16 protein-coding genes are annotated in these 21201 nt (G+C 71.5%); 5 read left to right on the top strand and 11 right to left on the bottom strand.

What is annotated here, in order from left to right:
• Positions 1-40: 40 nt before the first annotated feature.
• Together ACQPZQ_RS33665 and ACQPZQ_RS33660 are read right to left on the bottom strand one after the other, a co-directional pair.
• Positions 41-1402 (bottom strand): MFS transporter, encoded by a 1362-nt coding sequence (locus ACQPZQ_RS33665; RefSeq protein WP_433287581.1) that lies wholly within the window; start codon positions 1400-1402, stop codon positions 41-43.
• An 81-nt stretch (positions 1403-1483) separates the two neighbouring features.
• Positions 1484-3421: a flavin-containing monooxygenase gene (locus ACQPZQ_RS33660; RefSeq protein ID WP_433287579.1), complete on the bottom strand. Its 1938-nt coding sequence runs from the start codon at positions 3419-3421 to the stop codon at positions 1484-1486.
• Positions 3422-3567: 146 nt separating this feature from the next.
• Between ACQPZQ_RS33660 and ACQPZQ_RS33655 the strand changes: the two genes are divergently transcribed.
• Positions 3568-4488 carry a LysR family transcriptional regulator gene (locus tag ACQPZQ_RS33655; protein ID WP_433287577.1) on the top strand — a complete coding sequence of 307 codons (921 nt, stop codon included), beginning with the start codon at positions 3568-3570 and terminating at the stop codon, positions 4486-4488.
• Positions 4489-4497: 9 nt separating this feature from the next.
• Here the strand turns inward: ACQPZQ_RS33655 and ACQPZQ_RS33650 are convergent, their stop codons facing one another.
• From ACQPZQ_RS33650 to ACQPZQ_RS33640, 3 genes are all read right to left on the bottom strand, one after another.
• Complete coding sequence (locus ACQPZQ_RS33650) at positions 4498-5697, bottom strand: cytochrome P450 (protein WP_433287575.1); 1200 nt, start codon at positions 5695-5697, stop codon at positions 4498-4500.
• Positions 5698-5727: 30 nt separating this feature from the next.
• Positions 5728-6693, bottom strand: coding sequence for a PDR/VanB family oxidoreductase (locus ACQPZQ_RS33645; protein WP_433287573.1), 966 nt, complete (start codon positions 6691-6693; stop codon positions 5728-5730).
• 460 nt (positions 6694-7153) lie between these two features.
• Positions 7154-8167, bottom strand: coding sequence for an LLM class flavin-dependent oxidoreductase (locus ACQPZQ_RS33640; protein ID WP_433287572.1), 1014 nt, complete (start codon positions 8165-8167; stop codon positions 7154-7156).
• Between the two features lie 171 nt (positions 8168-8338).
• Here ACQPZQ_RS33640 and ACQPZQ_RS33635 point away from each other — a divergent pair, with 171 nt between their 5' ends.
• A complete protein-coding gene (locus tag ACQPZQ_RS33635) occupies positions 8339-9859 on the top strand; it encodes a GMC family oxidoreductase (protein WP_433287570.1) in 1521 nt (506 codons plus the stop codon).
• Here ACQPZQ_RS33635 and ACQPZQ_RS33630 read toward each other — a convergent pair.
• Positions 9846-10952: a M28 family peptidase gene (locus ACQPZQ_RS33630; protein WP_433287568.1), complete on the bottom strand. Its 1107-nt coding sequence runs from the start codon at positions 10950-10952 to the stop codon at positions 9846-9848. The genes ACQPZQ_RS33635 and ACQPZQ_RS33630 overlap by 14 nt on opposite strands.
• 277 nt (positions 10953-11229) lie before the next feature.
• Between ACQPZQ_RS33630 and ACQPZQ_RS33625 the strand changes: the two genes are divergently transcribed.
• Positions 11230-12465, top strand: a complete 1236-nt coding sequence (locus tag ACQPZQ_RS33625) for a cytochrome P450 (RefSeq protein ID WP_433287566.1) — start codon at positions 11230-11232, stop codon at positions 12463-12465.
• A 4-nt stretch (positions 12466-12469) separates the two neighbouring features.
• Positions 12470-12664, top strand: a complete 195-nt coding sequence (locus ACQPZQ_RS33620; protein WP_433287564.1) for a ferredoxin — start codon at positions 12470-12472, stop codon at positions 12662-12664.
• A gap of 98 nt (positions 12665-12762) precedes the next feature.
• Here ACQPZQ_RS33620 and ACQPZQ_RS33615 read toward each other — a convergent pair whose 3' ends face one another.
• Positions 12763-13788, bottom strand: coding sequence for an alpha/beta fold hydrolase (locus ACQPZQ_RS33615; RefSeq protein ID WP_433287562.1), 1026 nt, complete (start codon positions 13786-13788; stop codon positions 12763-12765).
• On the bottom strand, positions 13785-14276 hold the full coding sequence (locus ACQPZQ_RS33610) for a DUF1772 domain-containing protein (RefSeq protein ID WP_433287560.1): 492 nt from the start codon (positions 14274-14276) through the stop codon (positions 13785-13787). The genes ACQPZQ_RS33615 and ACQPZQ_RS33610 overlap by 4 nt, the downstream gene beginning before the upstream one ends.
• Before the next feature lie 93 nt (positions 14277-14369).
• Between ACQPZQ_RS33610 and ACQPZQ_RS33605 the strand changes: the two genes are divergently transcribed.
• On the top strand, positions 14370-17501 hold the full coding sequence (locus ACQPZQ_RS33605) for a BTAD domain-containing putative transcriptional regulator (protein ID WP_433287558.1): 3132 nt from the start codon (positions 14370-14372) through the stop codon (positions 17499-17501).
• A gap of 31 nt (positions 17502-17532) precedes the next feature.
• Here the strand turns inward: ACQPZQ_RS33605 and ACQPZQ_RS33600 are convergent, their stop codons facing one another.
• From ACQPZQ_RS33600 to ACQPZQ_RS33590, 3 genes are read right to left on the bottom strand one after another with little or no spacing between them, the layout of a single operon-like run.
• Complete coding sequence (locus ACQPZQ_RS33600) at positions 17533-19833, bottom strand: heavy metal translocating P-type ATPase (protein WP_433287556.1); 2301 nt, start codon at positions 19831-19833, stop codon at positions 17533-17535.
• Positions 19833-20813 carry a hypothetical protein gene (locus ACQPZQ_RS33595; protein WP_433287554.1) on the bottom strand — a complete coding sequence of 327 codons (981 nt, stop codon included), beginning with the start codon at positions 20811-20813 and terminating at the stop codon, positions 19833-19835. The genes ACQPZQ_RS33600 and ACQPZQ_RS33595 overlap by 1 nt, the downstream gene beginning before the upstream one ends.
• A 57-nt stretch (positions 20814-20870) precedes the next feature.
• Positions 20871-21080, bottom strand: a complete 210-nt coding sequence (locus tag ACQPZQ_RS33590; RefSeq protein ID WP_241036207.1) for a heavy-metal-associated domain-containing protein — start codon at positions 21078-21080, stop codon at positions 20871-20873.
• Positions 21081-21201: the final 121 nt, after the last annotated feature.

The raw sequence follows: 21201 nt of genomic DNA, 5'->3' as shown, positions 1-21201 counted from the left end.
CGCGCTCGTCCGGGAGGCCGGCCGAGCGCGGCAGGTGCGCTCAGGCCGGTGCGCCGTCGCGCAGGGGCTCGTCACCCGCACCGCCGGTGACCGCGGCTCCGGGGTCAATCTCCGTGCCCGCTTCGCGAGGAAGGAACCACACCGCGATTCCCGAGAGCAGGGCGAGCCCCGCGATGTAGGCGGCCACCCACATCGACGAGCCCGTTGCTCCGAGGATCGCGGCCGCGAGCAACGGCGTGAGACCGCCGCCGAGAACGGCGCCGAACTGGTAGGACATCGACGCACCCGTGTACCGCACGTCGGTGGTGAAGGCGCGCGACACGATGATCGCCTGCACCGCCACCAGCAGGCCGAGCACCAGTCCCATCGCGAGCATAGCCAGCAGCACCGCAGGAACCGCCCCGGTGTCCATCAGGCCGAACACGGCGAAGGGCACGAGCACCGAGAGCACCGATGCCACCGTGAAGATCTGCACGGCGCCGACGCGGTCGGACACGCGGCCCGTCAGATAGGCCACCACCAGGTACACCACCGACCCCGCCGTGATCGTCAGCAGCATCGTCACCTGCGGCACGTGCACGGTCCCGGTGCCGTAGGAGAGCAGGTACACCGAGAGCAGGTAGCCCAGCCCGGACGGGGCGAGCGTGATGCCCATCCCGAGGATCACCGTGCCGGGGTTGTTGCGCAGCACGTCGAGCGCGGGAAGGCGACGCACCCTGCCACGTTGCCGGGTGCGCGCGAACTCGGGGCTCTCGGCGAGCCGGAGCCGGACCACCAGGGCCACCACGACGAGCACGGCGCTGAGCACGAACGGGATGCGCCAGCCCCACGCCGCGAACTGCTCCTGGCCCAGCGACAGCGAGACACCCAGGAAGACGAGGTTCGACAGCAGCGTCCCGGCCGGCAGGCCCATCTGCGGGAACGACGAGTAGTACCCGCGTTGGCCCTCGGGGGCGTGCTCCATCGCCATGAGCACGGCGCCGCCCCACTCCCCGCCGACGCCCAGGCCCTGCACGAACCGGAGCACGACGAGCAGGATCGGCGCTGCGATGCCGATCTGGGCGTAGGTGGGCAGCAGCGCGATGAGGAACGTCCCGACGCCCATGAGCATCAGCGAGACGACGAGGGTCTGCTTGCGTCCGAGCCGGTCACCGAAGTGGCCGAAGACGATGCCGCCGATGGGGCGGGCGAGGAACCCGACGGCGAACGTGCCGAACGCGGCGAGTGTGGCCGCGACCGGGTTGATGTTCGGGAAGAACTGGGGGGCGAAGATCAGTGCGGCGGCGGCGCCGTAGATGTTGAAGTCGTACCACTCGATCGCGGTGCCGACGAAGGTCGCGGCGGCGACCCGCCGGGTGTGCTCTTGCGGACTCGCGGCACTGCGAGACGCGGAAGTCCTCACGGTCGCTCCTGGGGGCTGAGGTTCGGGGGGCCGGGGGATGGGGAGTCGGGGGACGGGGTCGGGTAGTCGGGCGATCGTGGATCAGTCGATGTGGAACTCCGCCGGGACGGGTTCTCGCACCATGCGCCAGTAGTCCAGCACGGTGAACGGCCACACCTGCGAGGCCCGGCCGGTCGCGTTGCGGTACCAGCTGTTCACGGTCGCAACGCCCCAGGCCATGCGCCGGTTGCCGGCGTCGACGTGCTCGTTGAAGGCGTCGTGGACCTCACGCCGCACCTCCACGGTGGACGCCTCGGACTCCAGCAGCAGCCGCACGCATCCCAGGATGTGCTCCACCGCGATCTCTGAAAAGAGCAGGATGCTCCCGTTGATCACGAGGCCGGTGTTGGGCCCGAAGACGCAGAAGAGGTTGGGGAAGCCCGGGATGTGCACGCCGAGGTGGGCGCGGGCGTCGCCGCCCCACTGCTCGTGCAGGTCGACACCGTCGCGGCCGCGCACGGTGATCGGCGCGAGGAAGTCCGACGCGCGGAAGCCCGTGGCGTAGATGAGGACGTCGACCTCGTGGAGCACGCCGTCGGCCGTGCGCACCCCGTCGGGCGTGATCTCCGTGATCTTCTCGGCCACCAGGTCGACGTGGTCCTTCTTGAGCGCCGCGGGCCACACGCCGTTGTCGCGCATCATCCGCTTCGAGCCCGGGGCGTAGTTCGGCATCACCTTCGCGAGCAGGTCGGGGCGGTCGCCGAACTGGCGCCGGAGGTGCGTCACGAGGGCCTGCCGCAGCGCCTCGTTGGCCGGCGACACGGAGATCGGGTGCTCCCAGCGGGGGTCGACCTCCATGAACGGCCGCCGTCCCTCCACGGAGGTCCAGAACTGCAGGAACCGCAACCAGCGGTGGTAGTAGGGCAGCTCGCGCAGCAGGCGCAGCTGCTCCTCGGGGGTCGGGTCGTGGTAGGTCGGCGTCGGGAGCATCCACGGTGGGGTCCGCTGGAAGACGGTGAGCGCGCCGACGCGGTCGACGATCGAGGGCACCACCTGATAGGCGCTCGCCCCGGTCCCGATCACGGCCACCCGCTTGCCGGTGAGGTCGACGTCGTCGCGCCAGCGGGCGGTGTGCCAGCTCGGGCCCGCGAACCGGTCGCGGCCGGGAACGTCGGGGTAACTGGGCTTGTTGAGCTGGCCCGTCGCGCTGACGACGACGTCCGCCTCGAACACCGCCTCGGATCCGTCGGCGCGGCGCGCCCGCACCGTCCAGCGCCTGGTGTCCTCGTCGAACACCGCCTCGACGGCCTCGTGTCCGAACCGGACGCGTTCGCGCAGGTCGAACTTCTCCGCGACGTCACGGAAGTAACCCCAGATGTCGTCGCGGGCGGAGAACAGGTGCAGCCAGTCCGGCCGCTGGGAGAAGGAGAAGCTGTAGGCGAAGTTCGGGGTGTCCAACCGGGCGCCGGGGTAGCCGTTCTCCAGCCACACGCCGCCGACGTCGTCGTTGCGCTCCAGAACCGTCACCGGGACCCCGGCCTGACGCAACCGGTGTGCGGTCACCAGCCCCGACATCCCGGCGCCGATCACCACGACCTCGACGGTGCGGCCGGGTGCCACCTCGGCGGCGGTCCAGTCCGGCGCGCCCGCGTCGACGGGCAGGCCGAGCTCGTGGGACATCAGGGGCAGGTAGTCGTCGGCGACGTCGCCCGCCACGAACCGCATCAACCGGCGCAGGGTCGCATCGTCGGGATCGGGTGCGGGCACCGCACCGCGGTCGCGGAATGCCTGCAGGGCGGCGAGCGCAAGGCGGCGGCCCAGCTCCTGTGCCTCCTCGGACATCCCGCCCTGCGGCTCCACCAGGTCAGGGCGCAGGCGCAACGGCGGACGGAGCTCGTCGGCGACCAGTGACATGTTGCCGGTCAGGTGGGCGAGAGCGGGGAGCAGGGCCGGTAGCTCGGCCCCGGCGATGGCCGAAGCGAGAGCGATGTCGTCGTCGAGTAGCGCGACGAGCCCGGTGCCGGCGTCCACGGTGGTCACGATCGCAACTGTGAACGTAGGTGGGCCCCGATCGGAAATACCGGTTACGAGCGCCCTCATGCCGTATAGGAATCACCCACACCGGCGTGGCGCCATCTGCACGTTCCGTGCTGTGATCGCCGCACGGGACAGAGGGGCGGGTGGCCATGGAGCTGAGGCATCTGCGCTCCTTCGTCGCTCTTGCCGAGGAACTGCACTTCGGACGGGCCGCGCAGCGGGTGTTCCTGGCGCAGCCCGCGTTGAGCAAGCAGATCTCCGCACTGGAGAAGGAGCTGGCGGTCAGCCTGTTCGAGCGCGACAAGCGCCAGGTCGTGCTGACCACGGCAGGCGCCGCACTGCTCGAGGACGCCCGGCGGCTCCTCACGCAGGCCGACGGCGCCGTGGAGCGCGCGCGCTCGGCCGGTCGGGGTGCCACGGGGATCCTGCGCATCGGCTTCATCGCCCCTGCCCTCTACGACCTGCTCCCACCGGTGCTGCGCATGTTCCGGACGCGCCATCCGGGTGTGCGTCTCGCGCTGGAGGAGATGCACAACACCGAGGCGGTCAACGCGGTGCGCAGCCGGTACGTGCAGCTCGCCTTCGTGCGGCTGCCGATCGAGCCGGTCAGCGAGCTCTCGCTCGTCACGGTGCGGTCGGAGCCGGTGATGCTCGCGGTGCCGGAAGGCAGCGCGCTGGCCGCGCGCGAGGCGGTGGACCTCGCCGAGCTCGCGGACGAGGACATGATCCTCATCGCCCGCTCACAGGAGCAGGAGCTGCACGACTACTACGTCACCCAGTGCGCCGCTGCGGGGTTCAGCGCGCGGATCTCCCACGAGGTCGACCGCACGCACGTCGCGCTCGGGCTGGTCGCGAGCGGCCTGGGTGTGTGCTTCGTGCCGAGGTCGGGCCGGCGCGTCGCTCAGCCGGGCGTCGTGTGCATCCCGTTGGTGGGCACGGCGATGCGGCTGACGATGGCTGCCGCGTGGCTCGGCGAGACGGACCCGCTCGTGCGCAACTTCCTCGCGCTGTGCCCCGTGGAGCGCCAGCAGGTGCCCGTGCTGCGCAGCACACCCCTCCCGAGCTCGTGAGGCCGCTCGTCAGGCGGCGGTGAGCCGGACCGGGATGCTCGCCCACCCCTTCAGCGTGTTGTTGAGCTTGGGGACCGGATCCCCGTCGAGCTCGAGCCGTACGGCGCGACGGGCGAGTGCACCGAGCATGAGCTCGGACTCGAGCCGGGCGATGGGCTGGCCGACGCACTGATGGATGCCCATGCCGAACCCGACGTGGCCGGCGGCGGAGCGGCGGATGTCGAACGACTCGGCGTCCTCACCCCAGTGGCGTGGGTCCCGGTTGGCCGAGCCGAGGAAGAGCATGACCTTGGAGTCCTTCGGGATGGTGGTGCCGGCGACCACCGCGTCGACGCTGGTGGTGCGGAAGAAGGTCTGCACCGGCGACTCCCACCGCAGCGTCTCGTCGAAGGCGAACTTCGCGAGCTTGGGGTCGGCGTGCAGTGCTGCCCACTGGTCGGGGTGGCGCGCCAGCGCGCACACGCTGTTGCCGAGGCCGTAGACCGTGGTGTCGAGACCGGCCGTCAGCAGCGAGCGCACGAGCAGCGGCGCCTGCTCGTGGGTGATCTCACCGCGGTCCGCGGCCGCCCAGATCTCGGCCCCGAGACCTCCGGGCGCCAGCTCGTCGCGCTCGCAGTGGGCGAGGATCCATTCCTGCACCGGCGCTGCCGCAGCCAGCGCGTCGGTGAGCAGCTGGTTGCGCGGGCCGAAAGCGTTGAAGGCGAGCGCGCCGTAGGGGAGCAGATTCTCCCGTCCCTCGGCCGGAAGCCCGACCGCGTCGGGGAAGACCTGCAGCGGGTAGACCTCGGCGAGGTCGGTCACGGCGTCGAAGCGGCCCCGCGCGACGAGAGCGTCTGCCAGCTCCTCGGCGACGGTCGCGAACCTCGCCCGCATCGCACGCACCGCGCGCGGTGCGATCACCCCGTTCATCGCGGTGCGGACGACGGTGTGGTCCGGCGGGTCGGCCTCCAGGAGCAGGCTCGGCGGGCGCCACGGCTTCTCCTTCGCGAAGTCGGGGAGACCCGCCCCGCGGCTCGACACGAATGTCGCCCAGTCCGTGAGACTCGCTCTGACCTCCGCGTACCGCCCCATCGCCATCAGGTCGTACCGCGGCAGGTGCACGACCGGCCCGGCCTCGCGCAGCCGCGCGTGGAACGGGTAGGGGTCGGTGAGGACCTCGGTGCCGAAGGGGTCGTCGTCCAGGGCGGGCACGGTCTGCGCAGCGGTCATCGTGGCCTGCCGTTCTGTGGTCGGAGGGCGTCAGAGATCGAGCACGAGCCTCGGGCATGCCGCGCGGGAGACACAGATGAACATCGTGTCGTTGGCGGCCATCTCCTCGTCGGTGAGCAGGGAGTCGCGGTGGTCCACCTCTCCGGCGAGCACGACGGTCTCGCAGGTGCCGCAGGTGCCCTCCTGGCATGAGGAGAGCACCTGGATGCCCGCGTCCTCCAGCACCTCGAGAATGGACCGGTCGGGGGGCACGGTGAGGGTCGTGCCGCTCTGGGCCAGCTCCACCTCGAACGAGCCGGACAGCACCGGCTCGCCCTGCTCCTTGGGCGTGAACCGCTCGGTGTGCAGTGAGCCGGACGGCCAGCTGGCGCAGCGCTGCTCAACCGCGTCGAGCAGGGGGCCAGGGCCACAGCAGTAGACGAGCGTGCCGTCGGCCGGCTCTCCGAGCAGCGAGTCGAGGTCGAGCAGGCCGTGCTCGTCCTGCGGGCGCAGCACCACCCGCTCCTCGCCGTGTGTGGCGCGCAGCTGCTCCACGAACGCCATGGAGGCCGCGGTGCGGCCGCCGTACACGAGCTGCCAGTCGGCGCCCGCGGCCGTGGCGGCCCCGAGCATCGGCACGATCGGCGTGATCCCGATCCCGCCGGCGATGAACAGGTAGCGGGTGGCGGGTTCCAGCGGGAAGTGGTTGCGCGGACCCCGCACCCGCACGGTCGTGCCGGTGCTCAGCTTGTCGTGGACGAATGCGGAGCCGCCCCGGCCGTCGGGCTCCTGCAGCACGGCTACCTGCCACGCGTTGCGCTCGGCCGGGTCGCCGCACAACGAGTACTGCCTGGTCAGGTCGTCGCTGAGGATGAGGTCGACGTGCGCGCCCGGCGTCCACTCGGGGAGTTCGCCGCCATCGGGGTGGCGCAGGGTCAGGGCGACGACCCCGTCAGCCGCGACCTGACGGTCGGCGACCAGGACGTCGAACTCGGACTCGGCGTGCGTGCTCTTCACGAGAAGCTCCAGGGGTGGCGGGGGCGGGTCGGCGGCCTGCCCGGATACGGGCGGGGATAGCCCGGACCCGGGCGGATCGCCCCACCGCGTATGCCGGCGCTCCACGGAGCCGTCAACATGGCGAGCTCCCTCCGGTTCAATTGGCTCGTTCTGCTCGGGGGAACGCCGCCCCCGGCTCCGGAGGCGACGCGGCGTACACGAACGTCCACAAGATGTTGGCCCGGAACACGGGGGTCAGCGAAACGCGATTTCCGTTTGATGGAAGGAGAACCGGAAAGTCGCGCTGTCGAATTGGTCACTCGCGGGCACGCACAGGCGGTAAATCGTGACGAGCAGGCACGAAGAGGCCCGGGCAGCGAAGCCGAAGCTGACGGTGCCATCACTCCCACTGATACCCTCGGTTGGTCGCGCCGGTCCTGATGACCGAGCCCGTCCGAGCGGTAGGAGCGGCACCGCACGGTCAGCTGCGCTTCGCGACCTCCGCCGCCACCGTGGTGACGATCAGCTCGAAGGACCGGGTGCGGTCGGCGAGGTCGTACACGGGCGTCATGATCATCAGCTCGTCGGCGCGGCACTCGGCGACGAGCTTCGCCAGCCGCCGCACGACCGTGTGGGGTTCGCCCCGCACCTGATGCATCCGCGCTCGGGCGATGACGTCCAGATCCGCTCCGCTCGGCTCGTAGAACGAGGCCGCCTCGGGCGACAGCAACGTCGGCGTCCGGCCGGCCACGAGGTCCGCACGGAGCAGGTCGGCGGGGCGGGAAAGCACCTCCGCCCGCTCGTCGGTGTCCGCACACACGGCCTGCACCGACAACATCACGTAGGGTCGGCCGGACCATCGCGAAGGCTGAAAGGCCTCGCGGTAGCGGGCGACGGTTGCTGCGGTGTTCTCCGGGCGGATGTGGTGGCCGACCACGAGCGGCAGTCCCAGGTCCGCGGCCAGCGAAGCGCCGTGCTGGCTCGTCGCCAGCAGCCAGAGCGGCGTCGAGCTCTCGTACCACGGGAGCAGCACGAGGTCGTCGGTCGAGATTCCGCCGGCGAGGAACTCGATCAGGGCGCGCACATCTCGCGCGTAGTCGGTCGCTCCGCGGCCCATCGAGGAGCGCCGCAGCGCCTGGACGGCGCGTTCGTTCGTGGTGCCGGCACCGCTGCCGACCCCCAGGTCGATCCGTCCGGGATGGAGGGCGTCGAGGGTGGCGAACTGCTCGGCCACGGCGAACGGTGCGTGGTTGCTCAGCATCACGCCGGAACCCACCATGATCGACGAGGTCGATGCGGCCACTTGCGCAATGATCACTGCCGGCGCGACACCGGCGGAAATGTATGTGCTGTGATGTTCGCCGACCCAGAACCTCCGATAACCGAGCCGCTCGATCCGCCGGGCGATCTCGACCGTGTCGGCCAGTGCTTCCTGTGCCGAATGTCCTTCTTGTACCCACGTGAGTTCCAGGACGGACAGCGGAACGGAGATCATGGAGTCACGTTAACGCCAGCACTCATATCGAAGTGATCGCCCGTGCCGTTCGGCCGACCGGTCGAACGGGATGGTAAATGTGATTGTCGAGGAAGTCCGCGGCGATCGTCCGATCTGCGCGCGGGCTCGGGGCGTTCATCCGGTACGGGTCCGACGGGGGAAAAGAAAACAATGTCGGTGTACGACTACATCGTGGTCGGTGCGGGCTCTGCCGGCTGTGTGGTGGCGGCGAGGCTGTCGGAGGATCCGACCGTCCGGGTTCTGTTGCTCGAAGCGGGCCGGGCCGAGGGGGCGGACCCACAGGCGTTGGTGGATCCCCACCTCTGGCCCAAGCTGCTCGGCAGCGACGTCGACTGGGGCCACATGACCGTGCCGCAGGAGGGCTTGGGTGGAGCGACGATGCAGGTGTCGCACGGCAGGATCCTGGGCGGTTCGGGAAGTATCAACGCATCGATTTTCGTGCGCGCCCACCGTGCCAATCTCGACGCATGGGTGGCGGCCGGGGCAACGGGCTGGGACCACGACACGCTGCTGCCCTATTTCAAGCGCAGCGAGCAGGCGAACGGCCGCGACCCGCGTTATCGGGGAATGGACGGGCCCTTGGTGGTGACGTCCCTGCCCCGGCCCAGTGCCCTGATCGCCGACGCCTTCGACGCGGCGCTCGCCGCCGGATTCCCGAAAAGTCACGACATCAACGGAAGCACCCCGGACGGCGCGAGTTGGCACGACACGGCCGTTGTGGACGGAAAGCGGCGAGGCGTGGTCGACGCCTACCTGCTCCCCGCTCTCTTCCGGCCGAATCTCACCGTGCTGACCGAGGCGCTGGCCCGCCGCCTCGTCGTCGAGGACGGACGTTGCTGCGGAGTCCAGTACACGCTGCACGGGCGTGCCGTCGAGGACGTCGCGAGCGGGGAGGTGGTGCTCACCGCGGGGGCCATCGGATCTCCGCACCTCCTGCTCGCGTCCGGGATCGGGCCGCCGGATCATCTCGCCGAAGTCGGCCTCGACGTCGTCGCGCAGGCGCCGGGGGTGGGACAGAACCTGCACGACCACGTCATGAGCAGCGTGGTCTACCGGGGCTCGGAGGCCGCGCTCCCGTTCGTCCGGTCGGGCAGGCTCGACCAGTTCAGCGTGCGGTGGCGCAGCGATGCCGAGGCTGCCGAGCCCGACCTGCAGTTGGTCGCCGTCGACTCGTCGTTCCACTCCGCGGCCGTCGCGGCGCCGGTTGACGCCTATTCGATCGTCTTCGCGTTGCTCACCCCGGTGAGCCGCGGCACCGTCCGGCTGGCCGGTACCGACATCACCACGCCGCCGCTGATCGACCCGAACTACCTCGCCCACCCTTGCGACCGCAGGCGCATGATCACCGGGCTGCGCCTGGCCCGCGCGATCGGCGGCCGCTCGCTCCTGCGGGCCTGGCACGACGGGGAAGCGCTGCCAGGCCCGGACGTCCAGGACGACGATGCCTGCATGGACTACCTGCGGCGCAGCACCATGTCCTACTTCCACCCTGCAGGCACCTGCCGGATGGGCACCGACCCGGAGGCCGTGGTCGATCCCACGCTGCGGGTGGTCGGGGTGGACGGACTGCGCGTCGCCGACGCCTCGGTCATGCCCTCGCCGATCTCCGCCAACAACAACGCGACCGTCGTCGCGATCGCCGAGCGTGCCGTCGACCTCATCCGGAGGTGAGCGCGGCCCGTCCTCCGGGTGGACGGCCGTCGGCCGACATCGCGAAATGGGCCACCGTGCCGGCGAGGGCGCGGGTGAAGCGGTCCATCGCGACGAGATCGAGTTTGTCGATCCGGTCGCGGGGCGTGTGGTACTGCGGGTCGAACCGCTCGCCCGCCTTGCCGCCCCAGCGCAGGGCCTGCTTCTCGGTCTTCTTCTGCCGGTCGCCGGTCATGACCCCACCGGACGGGATGCCGGCGTTGATGAAGGGCGCGAAATCGGACTCGCCGTCGAAGGGCACGGTCCTGGCGACGACGCCTGCGGCCGCGAGCTGCTCGACCAGGACGACCGCCACCTGCGCCGAGCCGGGCGGCCCGAACTTCTTGCGGCTCTTCCCCTCGCCGCCCTGCACGAAGTAGCCCGCGTTCGACGAGGCGATCATGTCGACGTTGACGTAGAGCATGAGGTCGTCGAGATCGCTGCGCGAGAGGGTCCGCACGTAGTGGGTCGATCCCCCCATGTCGTCCTCTTCGGAGCCCCAGAAGGCGAACCGCACCGCGTTGCGGATCGGGGGTGAGGCGCCGAGCCGGGTCGCGATCTCGAGCAACGCGCTGACCCCCGAGCCGTTGTCGTTGATCCCCGGCCCCCTGCGCACGGAGTCCAGGTGCGCACCGATCACGACGACCCGCGCCGGATCTCCGGTGCGCGTCTGGGCGAGGACGTTGCAGCACGAGGTCTCGCCCGGGCGCCTGCGGCGTTTGGGCAGCGGATACCGGGGCGTGCTGACGTCGTAGCCCGCGGCGCCGAGGACGTCGGCCACGTACCGGACGCTCGCCTCGTAGCCCGGGCTGGGGCAGGCCCGGTTGCCGCCGTTCTCGTCGGCGATCCGCTGGAGGGCGGCGAGATGTGGACCGGTACCCGCCTCGGTGGCGGGGACCACGAGCGGCCGCGCTCCGTCCACTGTGACCGTCGGAGGTAAGGAAGCCTCGGTCGCGGACCGCTGCACCAGCTCGACGACGACACGGGCCGGGGGATCCCCGGGGGCAGTGGGATCGACAGCAAGCACGACGTGCGGGTTCTCCCGCTCGTCCGATCGGTCGTTGTTGCCGGCCACGTGTCCTCCTCGCCGCCTGCTTTCAGGAGCCCGCGGTCCGGAGGCCCGGATCCAGTCTGTACCCGGCCCGCCGGAACCACCACGGCCCGAACGCGTCGCGTTTCCCTCACGGAGCGGATTCGCCCGGCGGTGCAGGGTCTGCTCGGAAGATCCGATATGTGCACGTCGAGCGGGTGGTTCGGATTGCCGGACGGGCGTTCTCCTTCAAACGAGTGTTACTGACAGTAACTACTTAGCGTAGCTAATATAGCGGGGTAGCACGGATGAGGAGGTCGTCATGACACCCACCACGATCACGGCCGGAAACGACGCAAATGCATCGGCGGAGCCGACCTACCCGATGGCGCGCACCTGCCCGTTCGACCCACCGGCCGAGCTCGCGCAGCTCCGGGCCGAGAAGCCGATCACCCGGATCCGGTTGTGGGACGGCAGCTCGCCGTGGCTCGTCACTCGTTACGAGGACGTCCGCAACCTGCTCGCCGACCCGCGGGTCAGTTCCGACACGCGCCTGCCGAACTTCCCGTTCCAGTCACCCGGACTGCGCGCGCGGCGTCTCACCTCGCGGAGCTTCATCGGGATGGACGACCCGGACCATGCGCGGTACCGGAAGATGATCATCAGCGACTTCACGGTGCGGGGCACCGAGTCGCTGCGCCCGCTGGTCGAGAAGATCGTGAACGACCTGCTCGACGCGATGGAGCGCGGTCCGCGGCCGGTCGACCTCGTGGAGGAGTTCGCGCTCCCGCTGCCGTCGATGGTCATCTGCCACATGCTCGGCGTGCCCTACGCCGACCACGACTTCTTCCAGGACCACTCCCGGGCGATCCTCGACGTCTCGGCCGACCCGCAGGAGACCGTGCGGGCCAACGACGAGCTCCGCGCCTACCTGACCACGCTGATCGCGGAGAAAGAGACCTCGCCGACCGACGACATCCTGGGCCGGCTCGCGCAGCGCTACGTGTCGACCGGACAGCTGAGCCGCTCCGAGGCGGCGACGATGGCCCTGCTGCTGCTCGTCGCCGGCCACGAGACGACGGCGAACATGATCGCCTTCGGCACGCTCACGCTGCTGGAGCACCCCGAGCAGGCCGCCGAGGTGCGCGACGGCGACACCGCCGTGGTGAAGAGCGCCGTGGAGGAACTGCTGCGCCTGCTCACCGTCGTCCACACCGGACGGCGCCGGGTCGCGCTCGAGGACATCGAGATCGGCGGGGTGACCATCCGCGCGGGCGAGGGGCTCATCACCGCGACCGAGTCGGCCAACCGGGACCCGTCGGCGTTCGCGTCCCCGGACGAGCTCGACATCCACCGCGGCTCGAACCACCACGTGGCCTTCGGCTTCGGTGTGCACCAGTGCCTCGGGCAACCGCTGGCCCGGCTGGAACTGCAGATCGCCTACCCGGCGTTGCTGCGCCGGTTCCCCGGTCTGCATCTCGCGGTGCCGCTGGAGGAGATCCGCTACCGCGACAAGATGGTCGTCTACGGGGTGCACGAACTCCCGGTGAGCTGGTGATGGCATGAGTGGCGTGAAGATCACGGTCGAGCGGGATCGCTGCATCGGGGCGGGCCAGTGCGTGCTCAACGCCCCGGAGCTGTTCGACCAGGACGACGAGGGCACGGTGGTCGTGCTGGAGCAGCCGTCGCCGGAGCAGGAGCCTGCGGCCCGTGCGGCGGAGCACGCCTGCCCAGCCCGCGTGATCACACTGACCTGACAACACGATCCCGGCCCGGCCGCGACATGGTTCACATGACGCTGTTCGAACGCGATCAGAACAGCGATACGTGACCATGTCGCGTCCGCTTAGCCCTACTAGCCGGCGTGTTCTTGCAGGAATGATCGGGCTGCTGCCTGTGCCGTGGGTGCGGCCGGGCTCAGCCAGAAGCCCAGATGGTCGTCGTCCTGCATCCAGAAGTGCTGCGCCCCCGGAATCTGCTGCTCGGCGTTCACGCCGTCGTCGAACGGGACGTCGCCGTCCTGCGTCGCGTGCACGATCAGGGTCGGTGCCGTGATCTGTGCGAGCGGGAGCGGCGCCATCGTCCGGACCTGCGTCGCGTCGTTGCGGGTGCCGTCGTTGCGGAGGTCGTAGGGGAAGGTCGTGTCGAGCATGGCCGCGAAGAGCTCCCGGACCTCGGGTGCGTTCATGATGCGATCGGTGCGCTGTGCCTTCTGCTCGTCGGTGAAGGTGCTGGTCTCGTCGAGCGTGCTGGTCACGACCGAGCGGAGGGAGAAGGTGGCGGTCAGCCTCACCAGCTTGTCGCCGATCGTGTCCATGAACACCGTCCGCGCGGACGAGCCCGGCTCAGGGCCGGGCTTCGGCCTGCTCTGCGCGCCGACGGAGACCAGGCCCCACACGCGATCGGGGTGGCGGGCGGCGAACGTGTAGGCCACGGGACCGCCGGCCGACGCTGCGAGGACGCCCACCTTCTCGATGCCCAGCTCGTCCAGCAGAGCTGCGAAGAGGTCTGCCTGCTCCTGCGGGGTCCGGCCCGAGGAGAGCGGGGTGCCGAGGTACCCGGGCCGCGACGGGGAGAGGATCCGGAATCCGTCGTCCTGCAGCCAGCCGGCGAACAACCGGCCCTGGTCGGCGCCGCCGAGGCCGGCGTGCACGGACAGCACGACCGGCCCGCTCGTGCCGTAGATGTCGTACTGAACGGCCCCGAGCGGGGTGTCCACGGTTTTCAGGTCGATCGCGACGCCGGGCAGGAGTGCCCGCTGGTCGGCGGGCGTGTCGTTCCAGGCCAGCAGGCCGAGGACGACGAGCGCCGGAACACCGATCAGGACGACGACCGCGACGACGACGATCCGCCTGGCCAGTGGGGCTCGGGTTCGGCTCACACCGGCACCGCGGCGCGGGCCGGGCGCAGGAGCCCGGCAGCGGCGATGACCAGCGCGAACGCACCCACCGCGGTGGCGACGCGGATGTCGTTGAAGACGCCCCAGATCGCCAGCCGTTCCTGGTAGTCGGGCACGAGCCCGCCGGCGGCCCATGCCCTGATCTCGGCATTGAACGGGACGTTGCCGAACCTCGTGACGAGGAACGTGGCGATCGTGAGCAAGGTGGCGCCCACGGCGCAGACGCGAGCCCGGCCGCGTGCCCCGATGGCGAGCGCGGCGGAGGTCACGAAGGACGCCGCCATGAGCGCCTGCATGACGATGGCGTTGAGGTTCATCAGCTCCGTGCGGAACGTGAGGTGCACGTCCAGCGGGACGGCCGCGAAGGTCGGGTTGACGTTGGCGAAGCCGTAGAACAGGGCCCCGGCGAGCAGACCGGTCGCCAGCTGTGCCGCCGCTGCGGCGGCCCTCGGGGAGATCACGCGTTGCATGGGTACCACGCTGCCGCCGCCCGCTCACAAACCGCACACAAGGCGCACACAAGGCGCACACAGGAATCGATCGGATGCTGGCACAGTGATCGGATGCAGGTGGGCATCCTCGGGCCGCTGGAGGTTCGGGTCGGCGGCGCCGACGTCGCCCTGGGAGGCGCCCGGCTGCGCACCCTGCTCATCCGGCTCGCGATCGACGCCGGGCGAACCGTGCCGGTGGCCGCGCTCGTCGAGGCCCTCTGGCCGGAGGAGCCCGGGGCCGGGCCACGCCAGATACACGCCCTGCACTCGCTGATGTCGCGGCTGCGCCGGGCGCTCCCCGGCGACGGGCCGGTGTGCTCGGTCGCTGGTGGCTACCGACTCGAGCTGTCGCCCGACGCGGTGGACGCCGTGCGCTTCGAGCGACTCGCCCGCGCCGGGCGCGTCGCCCTGCAGGAGTCGGATGCCCACACGGCACGAAGCGCCCTGGGGGAGGCCCTCGCGCTGTGGCGGGGCGCGGCGCTGGCGGACGTCGCGGACGAGCCGTTCGCCGCGGCCGACATCGCCCGGCTCGACGAGCTGCGGCTCGCCGCGACGGAGGACCGGGCGCAGGCCGAGTTGCTCGGCGGCGCCGAGCCCGCCGTCCTCGTCGCGGAGCTCACCGCGCTGACCACCGCATACCCGAGACGGGAGCGGGCCCAGGCGCTGCTCCTGCGCGCCCTGCATGCGGACGGCCGATCGGCCGAGGCGCTCGAACGCTATGCGCACCTGCGCTCCGCGCTCGCGGACGGGCTGGGAACCGATCCGTCACCCCAGCTGCGCGCCGCCCATCTCGCGGTGCTGCGCGCGGAGGAACCCATCAGTGCACGGCACCGGCGTGGCAACCTCCGCGCCGCACTGACGACGTTCGTCGGACGCCAGGAGGAACGCGCACTCGTCGCGCGCCGGCTGGGCGCGAGCAGGCTCGTCACCCTGACCGGGCCGGGTGGTGCCGGCAAGACGCGCCTCGCGACGACCGTCGCGGCGGACATGGCCGGCGGGCTGCGCGGGGGAGCATGGCTGGTCGAGCTCGCCGCCGTGACGGATCCCGCCGGCGTCGCGCAGGCCACGCTCGACGCCTTCGGCAGCCAGGGCACCGGCTCCGCCGCGGGCCACCCGATCGACCGCCTCGTCGACGCCGTCTCGCCCGTGCCCACGCTGCTGGTGCTGGACAACTGCGAGCACCTTCTCGACGCCGCGGCCGCGGTCTGCGAGGAGCTGCTCGTCAGGTGCCCCGCGCTCTCCGTGCTCGCCACCAGCCGCGAACCGCTCGGCATCACGGCGGAGGCGCTCGTCCCGGTTCCCCCGCTGCCGCTCGCGGCCCCCACCGCGAGCGTCGAGGAGACCCGCGAGAGCCCCGCGGTCCGGCTCTTCGCGGAGCGGGCGGCGGCCGCGGATCTCGCCTTCACGCTCACTCCGGAGAACACGACCGCCGTCGCCGACGTCTGCCGGCACCTGGACGGACTGCCGCTCGCGATCGAGCTCGCGGCGGCACGAGCGCGCTCGGTCCCGGTCGAGCACCTCGCCACGATGCTCGACGACCGATTCCAGTTCCTCACCGGCGGCAGCCGCACCGCCCTGCCGCGGCACCGCACTCTGGCCGCCGTGATCGGCTGGAGCTGGGAGCTGCTGACCGAGGACGAGCGCCGCCTCGCCGAAGCGTTGTCCGTCTTCCCCGGCACGATCACGCCGGCCGCCGCGGACTGTGTCGGCCCGTCCGGGATTCCGGTGGCGCCGACCCTCGGGGCGCTCGTGGACAAGTCGCTCCTGCACCGGGTGGCCGGGCCGGGCGTGCGCTACCGGATGCTGGAGACGATCCGGGAGTACGGCTTGCGGCGCCTGAGCGCGAGCGGTGACGTCGACCGGGCCAGGGCGGCGCACGCACGTCACTTCCTCGAACTCGCCGAGGCCGCCATGCCCGATCTGCGCGGGCCCGAGCAGCTGCGCTGGATCCCCGCACTGACCGCCGAGCGGGAGAACCTCCTGGGTGCCCTGCGGCAGGCCTGCACCGCAGGCGACGACGACACCGCGGTGCGGCTGGCGGCCGCGCTGTCGTTCTTCCTCACCCTCCAGGGCGACCACGCCCAGGCGGCGCGGCTGCTGCGCGAGGCACTCGCGGTGCCCACCACGACACCGGTCACGATCCGCGCTCCCGCCGTGGCCGCCTACCTCATCAACACCGTGCTCTCGGGTGACGTGATCGAGGACGCGGCCCAGCTGGACAGGTTCCGGGCAGCGGCTGAGAGCGGTCACCCGTCGGCACTGGTGATCGGGCCACTGCTGGCGACGTTGTCGGGCGACGCCGCAGGCGGTCTCCTGGAGACCGAGCCACCGCCGAGGGCCGCCCGGTTCGGGAAGGGCATGTTCTGGCTGGTGCGGGCGCTGCTGCGGGGTGGCCACGGCGATCTGTCCGGGGCCCGCCGGGACCTGACGGCGGCCGCAGGCGAGTTCCGCGCCCTCGGCGAGCGCTGGGGCAGTGCCGTGTCGCTGACCTACCTCGGAGCCGCACAGCTCCTCCTCGGCGATCGGGACGGGGCGCTCGCCGCCCTGCTCGACGCCCGGATGCCGGCCGCCGAGCTCGGCAATGACGACCACCAGCGCGTGTGGCTGGCCACCGCGTACATCTACGCCGGCGACACAGCCCGCGCCCGGGCCGAGCTGCGCACCGTGATCGCGGGCCACCCCGCCGCCCACCACCTCGCGCTGGCGCGGATGCGGCTCGGCGACATGGACCGGCAGGACGGCGACCTCGTCGCGGCCGCCCGTGAGTACGACCATGCGCTGCACGCCGCGGGCGGTGAGAGCGACCGGCTCTTCCGGGTGAAGTACCGATCGGGTCTCGCCCAGCTCTCCCTGGCCCGCGGTGACGTCGCGGGCGCCCGCAGCGACCTGCACGCCGCCCTCGCCGGGGCCGTGGCCACCGCAGACGCCACGCTGCTCGGGATCGTCGCCGCCGCGATCGCCTCGCTGCGGGCCTGCCAGGGCGCTTCCGACGCCGCTGCGGTGGTGCTCGGCGCAGGCCACGCGATGCGGGGTGCGGCCGATGCCCACCATCCGGATGTGGTCCGGCTGACGGACGAGCTGCGCCGCGCCCTCGGCGATCGGTTCACCGGCCGCTACGAGCAGGGTCGCGCTCTCGAGCGCCCAGCCACGACCGCGCTTCTGGCCTCCGAGCTCGCGGCGGCCGACCGGCTCGGGTGGTCATAGACCCGAACCGGTCGGCCGCGCGTGGTCGTGCTCAGCCGGCGTGGCTGCGGAACCGGCGCAGCCGCAGGCTGTTCCCCACGACGGACACCGAACTGAACGCCATCGCGGCCCCGGCGAGCATCGGGTTGAGCAGCCCGGTGGCGGCGAGGGGCAGGGCGGCCAGGTTGTAGGCGAACGCCCAGAACAGGTTCCCCTTGATCGTGCCGAACGTGCGGCGGGAGAGCCTGATGGCATCGGCGGCGGCACGGAGGTCACCGCGCACGAGGGTGATGTCCGCCGCCTCGATGGCGACGTCCGTTCCCGTGCCCATGGCGAGGCCCAGGTCGGCCCGGGTGAGGGCGGCCGCGTCGTTCACGCCGTCGCCGACCATGGCGACGACCCGGCCCCGCCGCTGCAGCTCCTCGATGACCCCGAGCTTGTCGGCGGGCAACACCCCGGCGATCACCGTCTCCGGACCGACGTCGATCCCGACCTCCCGGGCGACGGACTCCGCGACCGCGCGGTTGTCGCCCGTGAGGAGCACCGGCGTCAGTCCGAGCGCCCGCAGCTGCGCGATCGCCTCGGCCGAGGTGGGCTTCACGGCGTCGGCGACGACGAGCACGGCACGGGCCTCGCCGTCCCACGCCACCGCCACCGCGGTGCGGCCCTGCGCGGCCGCGGCCTCCTCGGCGGCGGCGAGCTCTCCGGTCAGGGGCACGCTCCACTGTTCGAGCAGCGCGGGCCGGCCGACGAGCACGGCATGTCCGTCGACGATCCCCTGAACTCCGAGACCTTCGTGGTTGGAGAACTCCGTCACCTCGGGCAGGTCGCCGACCTGCTCACGGGCGGCGTTCGTGATCGCTGCGGCGATGGGGTGCTCCGAGGCGTTCTCCAGGGCTCCGGCGAGCCGGAGCACCGTCTGCTCGTCGGCGCCGGTGGCGGGGTGCACGGCGAGGCCCATCCGGCCGGTGGTGACGGTGCCGGTCTTGTCGAGCACCACGGTGTCGACGCGGCGCGTGGACTCGAGCACCTCAGGGCCCTTGATGAGGATGCCGAGCTGCGCGCCGCGGCCGGTCCCCACGAGCAGCGCGGTCGGCGTGGCGAGGCCCAGCGCGCACGGGCAGGCGATGATCAGCACCGCGACGGCGGCGGTGAGCGCGGTGGCGGCCCCCGCCCCGGTGCCGAGCCAGAACCCGAGTGTGATCACGGCCAGCGCGATGACGATCGGCACGAAGATCCCGGAGATCGCGTCGGCGAGCCGCTGGACCTTTGCCTTGCCGGTCTGCGCGTCCTCGACCAGCTTCGCCATCTGCGACAGCTGGGTGTCGGCCCCGACGCGGGTGGCACGGACCACGAGCCGCCCACCGGCGTTCACGGTGGCGCCGACGACCGGGTCGCCGGGGCGCACCTCGACCGGGACCGACTCACCGGTGAGCATCGAGGCGTCGACGGCGGAGGCGCCGTCGAGGACGACACCGTCGGTGGCGAACTTCTCCCCGGGCCGCACGACGAACCGGTCGCCGACGACGAGCTGCGTGATCGGGATCCGCTCCTCCGCATCGACGCCGCCACGACGGCGCAGGACGGCGGCGTCCTTCGCGCCGAGCTCGAGGAGCGCCCGCAGTGCGGCCCCGGCCAGGCGCTTCGAGCGGGCCTCGAAGTAGCGGCCGGCGAGGATGAACGTGGTGACACCGGCGGCGACCTCGAAGTAGATGTTGCCGGCGCCGTCGCTGCGCCCGACCGTCAGCTCGAACGGGTGGGTCATGCCGGGCAGCCCCGCGGTGCCCCAGAGCAGCGCGTACAGCGACCAGACGAACGCCGCGAGGGTGCCCAGCGAGATGAGGGTGTCCATCGTGGCCGCGCCGTGGCGCAGGTTCGCCCAGGCCGCCCGGTGGAACGGCCATGCCGCCCACACCACCACCGGCCCGGCGAGCGCGAGTGAGATCCACTGCCAGTAGGTGAACTGCAGAGCGGGGATCATCGCGAGCGCGATCACCGGCACCGAGAGCACCGCGGACCCGATGAGGCGCTGCCGCAGAGCCCGGGTGTCGTCCGGCTCGTCGTCGGCGCTCCCGGCAGCGGGCTCGTCCGACACCGGGCGGGGCACCTGTGCGGTGTAACCGGCGGCCTCGACCGCGGCCACGAGCTCCGCCGGGTCGACCCCCTCGGGCGCGACGACCTTCGCCTTCTCGGTGGCGTAGTTCACCGTGGCGGTCACGCCGTCGAGCTTGTTGAGCTTGCGCTCGATGCGGTTGGCGCAGGAAGCACAGGTCATCCCACCGATGACGAGCTCGACCTCCTGCCCGGCCGGCGCGCTCGTCGCCCCGGTGGCCTGTGCGGCTGTGGTCGTCATCACCGGTGTCCGTTCTGTGTGTCGTGCCCGTGTCCCGGCTGCTCGGTGATCCCGGCGGGTTGCGCGGATGCACCAGTCGCGGCGGTGGCAGTGGGCAGGGTGAACTCGGCGGTGCGCACGACTCCGGCGTGCTGGAAGTCGAGGAACAGCCGGTAGGTCGCCGCCGACGGAACCTCGGCGATGAACCGGATCTGCGGCCCCGGTGTGGAGCTGCCGTCGGGGTGAACGTGCAGGTAGGCGAGGTCGCCCGCGCGGAGCGCGACGAGGTGCCCGTAGGCGCCGAGGTAGGAGTCCAGGTCGGTGACGGGGACGCCGCCGCGGGTGACCGTGAGGGTGAGAGGGGAGGCCTGGCCCGCTGTGAGGTCGCCGTCGAGGCGGACCTCGTAGCCGTCGACCTGAGCAGTGCTGCTCGTCGGGTGCGTGGCGGGTGCGTAGTCGCCCGCCGCCGAGAGGTCGACACCGAGGGTGGTGGGTGCACCTCCGGTGGGGACGAAGTCGGCGAAGACCCGGTAGCTGCCGCCCGCGGGCACGGTCAGCGACGTCCGCCACGTCCCGTCGGCGTCCATCGTGGGGTGCAGGTGCTGGTAGGCGGTGGTGTCGCGGCGCACGACGATCAGGTGCAGCCGCTTGGTGTGCTCCTCGTCGAACGCCGTGACCGGGGAGCCGTCGGGTCCGGTGATGTGGAACGCGAAGTCGGTGGGGGTTCCCGCGGTGAGCGTCGGTGTGGTGGGCGTGAGGGTGTAGCCGCCCCTGCTCGACGCCAGCCCCGCAGGCTGGTCGACGACCTCCGTGACAGCGCCGCTGTTGTCGTCCCCGTGCCCGGCGTCCTCGGCGCCGGACATCTCCGCGGGCTCCGCACCTGTGGTGACGGTGGGAGCGGCGGAGGAGAAGGGACCGACAGCGGATCCGGTGACATACGCGCCTGCGGTGAGCAGGGCGAGCACCGCGCCGTAGACGGAGAGTCTCGCTGCAGTGTTCATCTGCCGTCCTTGCTCGGGCCCGGCCGCGTCGTCGGAGGCCGGGCGGTGGATGGCGGCCTACGAGGCCGCGAGCTGGTAGCCGGCCTCCTCGACCGCGGCGCGCACGTCCGCGTCGTCGACGGGGTCGTCGCTCGTGACGGTGACGGCGCCGGTGGGCAGGTCGACCGCGACGTCGCGGACGCCGCTGATCTCACCGATCTCCTCGCTCACCGATGCCACACAGTGCGCGCAGGTCATCCCGACGACCGTGTAAGTGCTCGTGCTCATCGTGCTGCTGCCTCTCCGGTAGTTCTGGATACCCTAGGGGGGTGCCGTATCCGCACCTGATGTTTACACCCCTGGGGGGTATCGACGCAACAGGTCGCGAGAGGGCCCGCCGTTAACACGG

It is taken from the genome of Pseudonocardia sp. CA-142604 (assembly GCF_050948475.1).
Classification (GTDB): domain Bacteria; phylum Actinomycetota; class Actinomycetes; order Mycobacteriales; family Pseudonocardiaceae; genus Pseudonocardia; species Pseudonocardia alaniniphila.
The sequence above is the reverse complement of the archived record's forward strand: the minus strand, read 5'-3'. Positions and strand labels throughout refer to the sequence as shown.

Bases quoted from the DNA above. Each gene is read 5' to 3' on its own strand.
- ACQPZQ_RS33655 (WP_433287577.1), top strand. From the start codon at position 3,568: ATGGAGCTGAGGCATCTGCGCTCCTTCGTCGCTCTTGCCGAGGAACTG.
- ACQPZQ_RS33650 (WP_433287575.1), bottom strand. From the start codon at position 5,697: ATGACCGCTGCGCAGACCGTGCCCGCCCTGGACGACGACCCCTTCGGC.
- ACQPZQ_RS33640 (WP_433287572.1), bottom strand. From the start codon at position 8,167: ATGATCTCCGTTCCGCTGTCCGTCCTGGAACTCACGTGGGTACAAGAA.
- ACQPZQ_RS33635 (WP_433287570.1), top strand. From the start codon at position 8,339: ATGTCGGTGTACGACTACATCGTGGTCGGTGCGGGCTCTGCCGGCTGT.
- ACQPZQ_RS33625 (WP_433287566.1), top strand. From the start codon at position 11,230: ATGACACCCACCACGATCACGGCCGGAAACGACGCAAATGCATCGGCG.
- ACQPZQ_RS33620 (WP_433287564.1), top strand. From the start codon at position 12,470: ATGAGTGGCGTGAAGATCACGGTCGAGCGGGATCGCTGCATCGGGGCG.
- ACQPZQ_RS33610 (WP_433287560.1), bottom strand. From the start codon at position 14,276: ATGCAACGCGTGATCTCCCCGAGGGCCGCCGCAGCGGCGGCACAGCTG.
- ACQPZQ_RS33605 (WP_433287558.1), top strand. From the start codon at position 14,370: ATGCAGGTGGGCATCCTCGGGCCGCTGGAGGTTCGGGTCGGCGGCGCC.
- ACQPZQ_RS33600 (WP_433287556.1), bottom strand. From the start codon at position 19,833: ATGACGACCACAGCCGCACAGGCCACCGGGGCGACGAGCGCGCCGGCC.
- ACQPZQ_RS33595 (WP_433287554.1), bottom strand. From the start codon at position 20,813: ATGAACACTGCAGCGAGACTCTCCGTCTACGGCGCGGTGCTCGCCCTG.
- ACQPZQ_RS33590 (WP_241036207.1), bottom strand. From the start codon at position 21,080: ATGAGCACGAGCACTTACACGGTCGTCGGGATGACCTGCGCGCACTGT.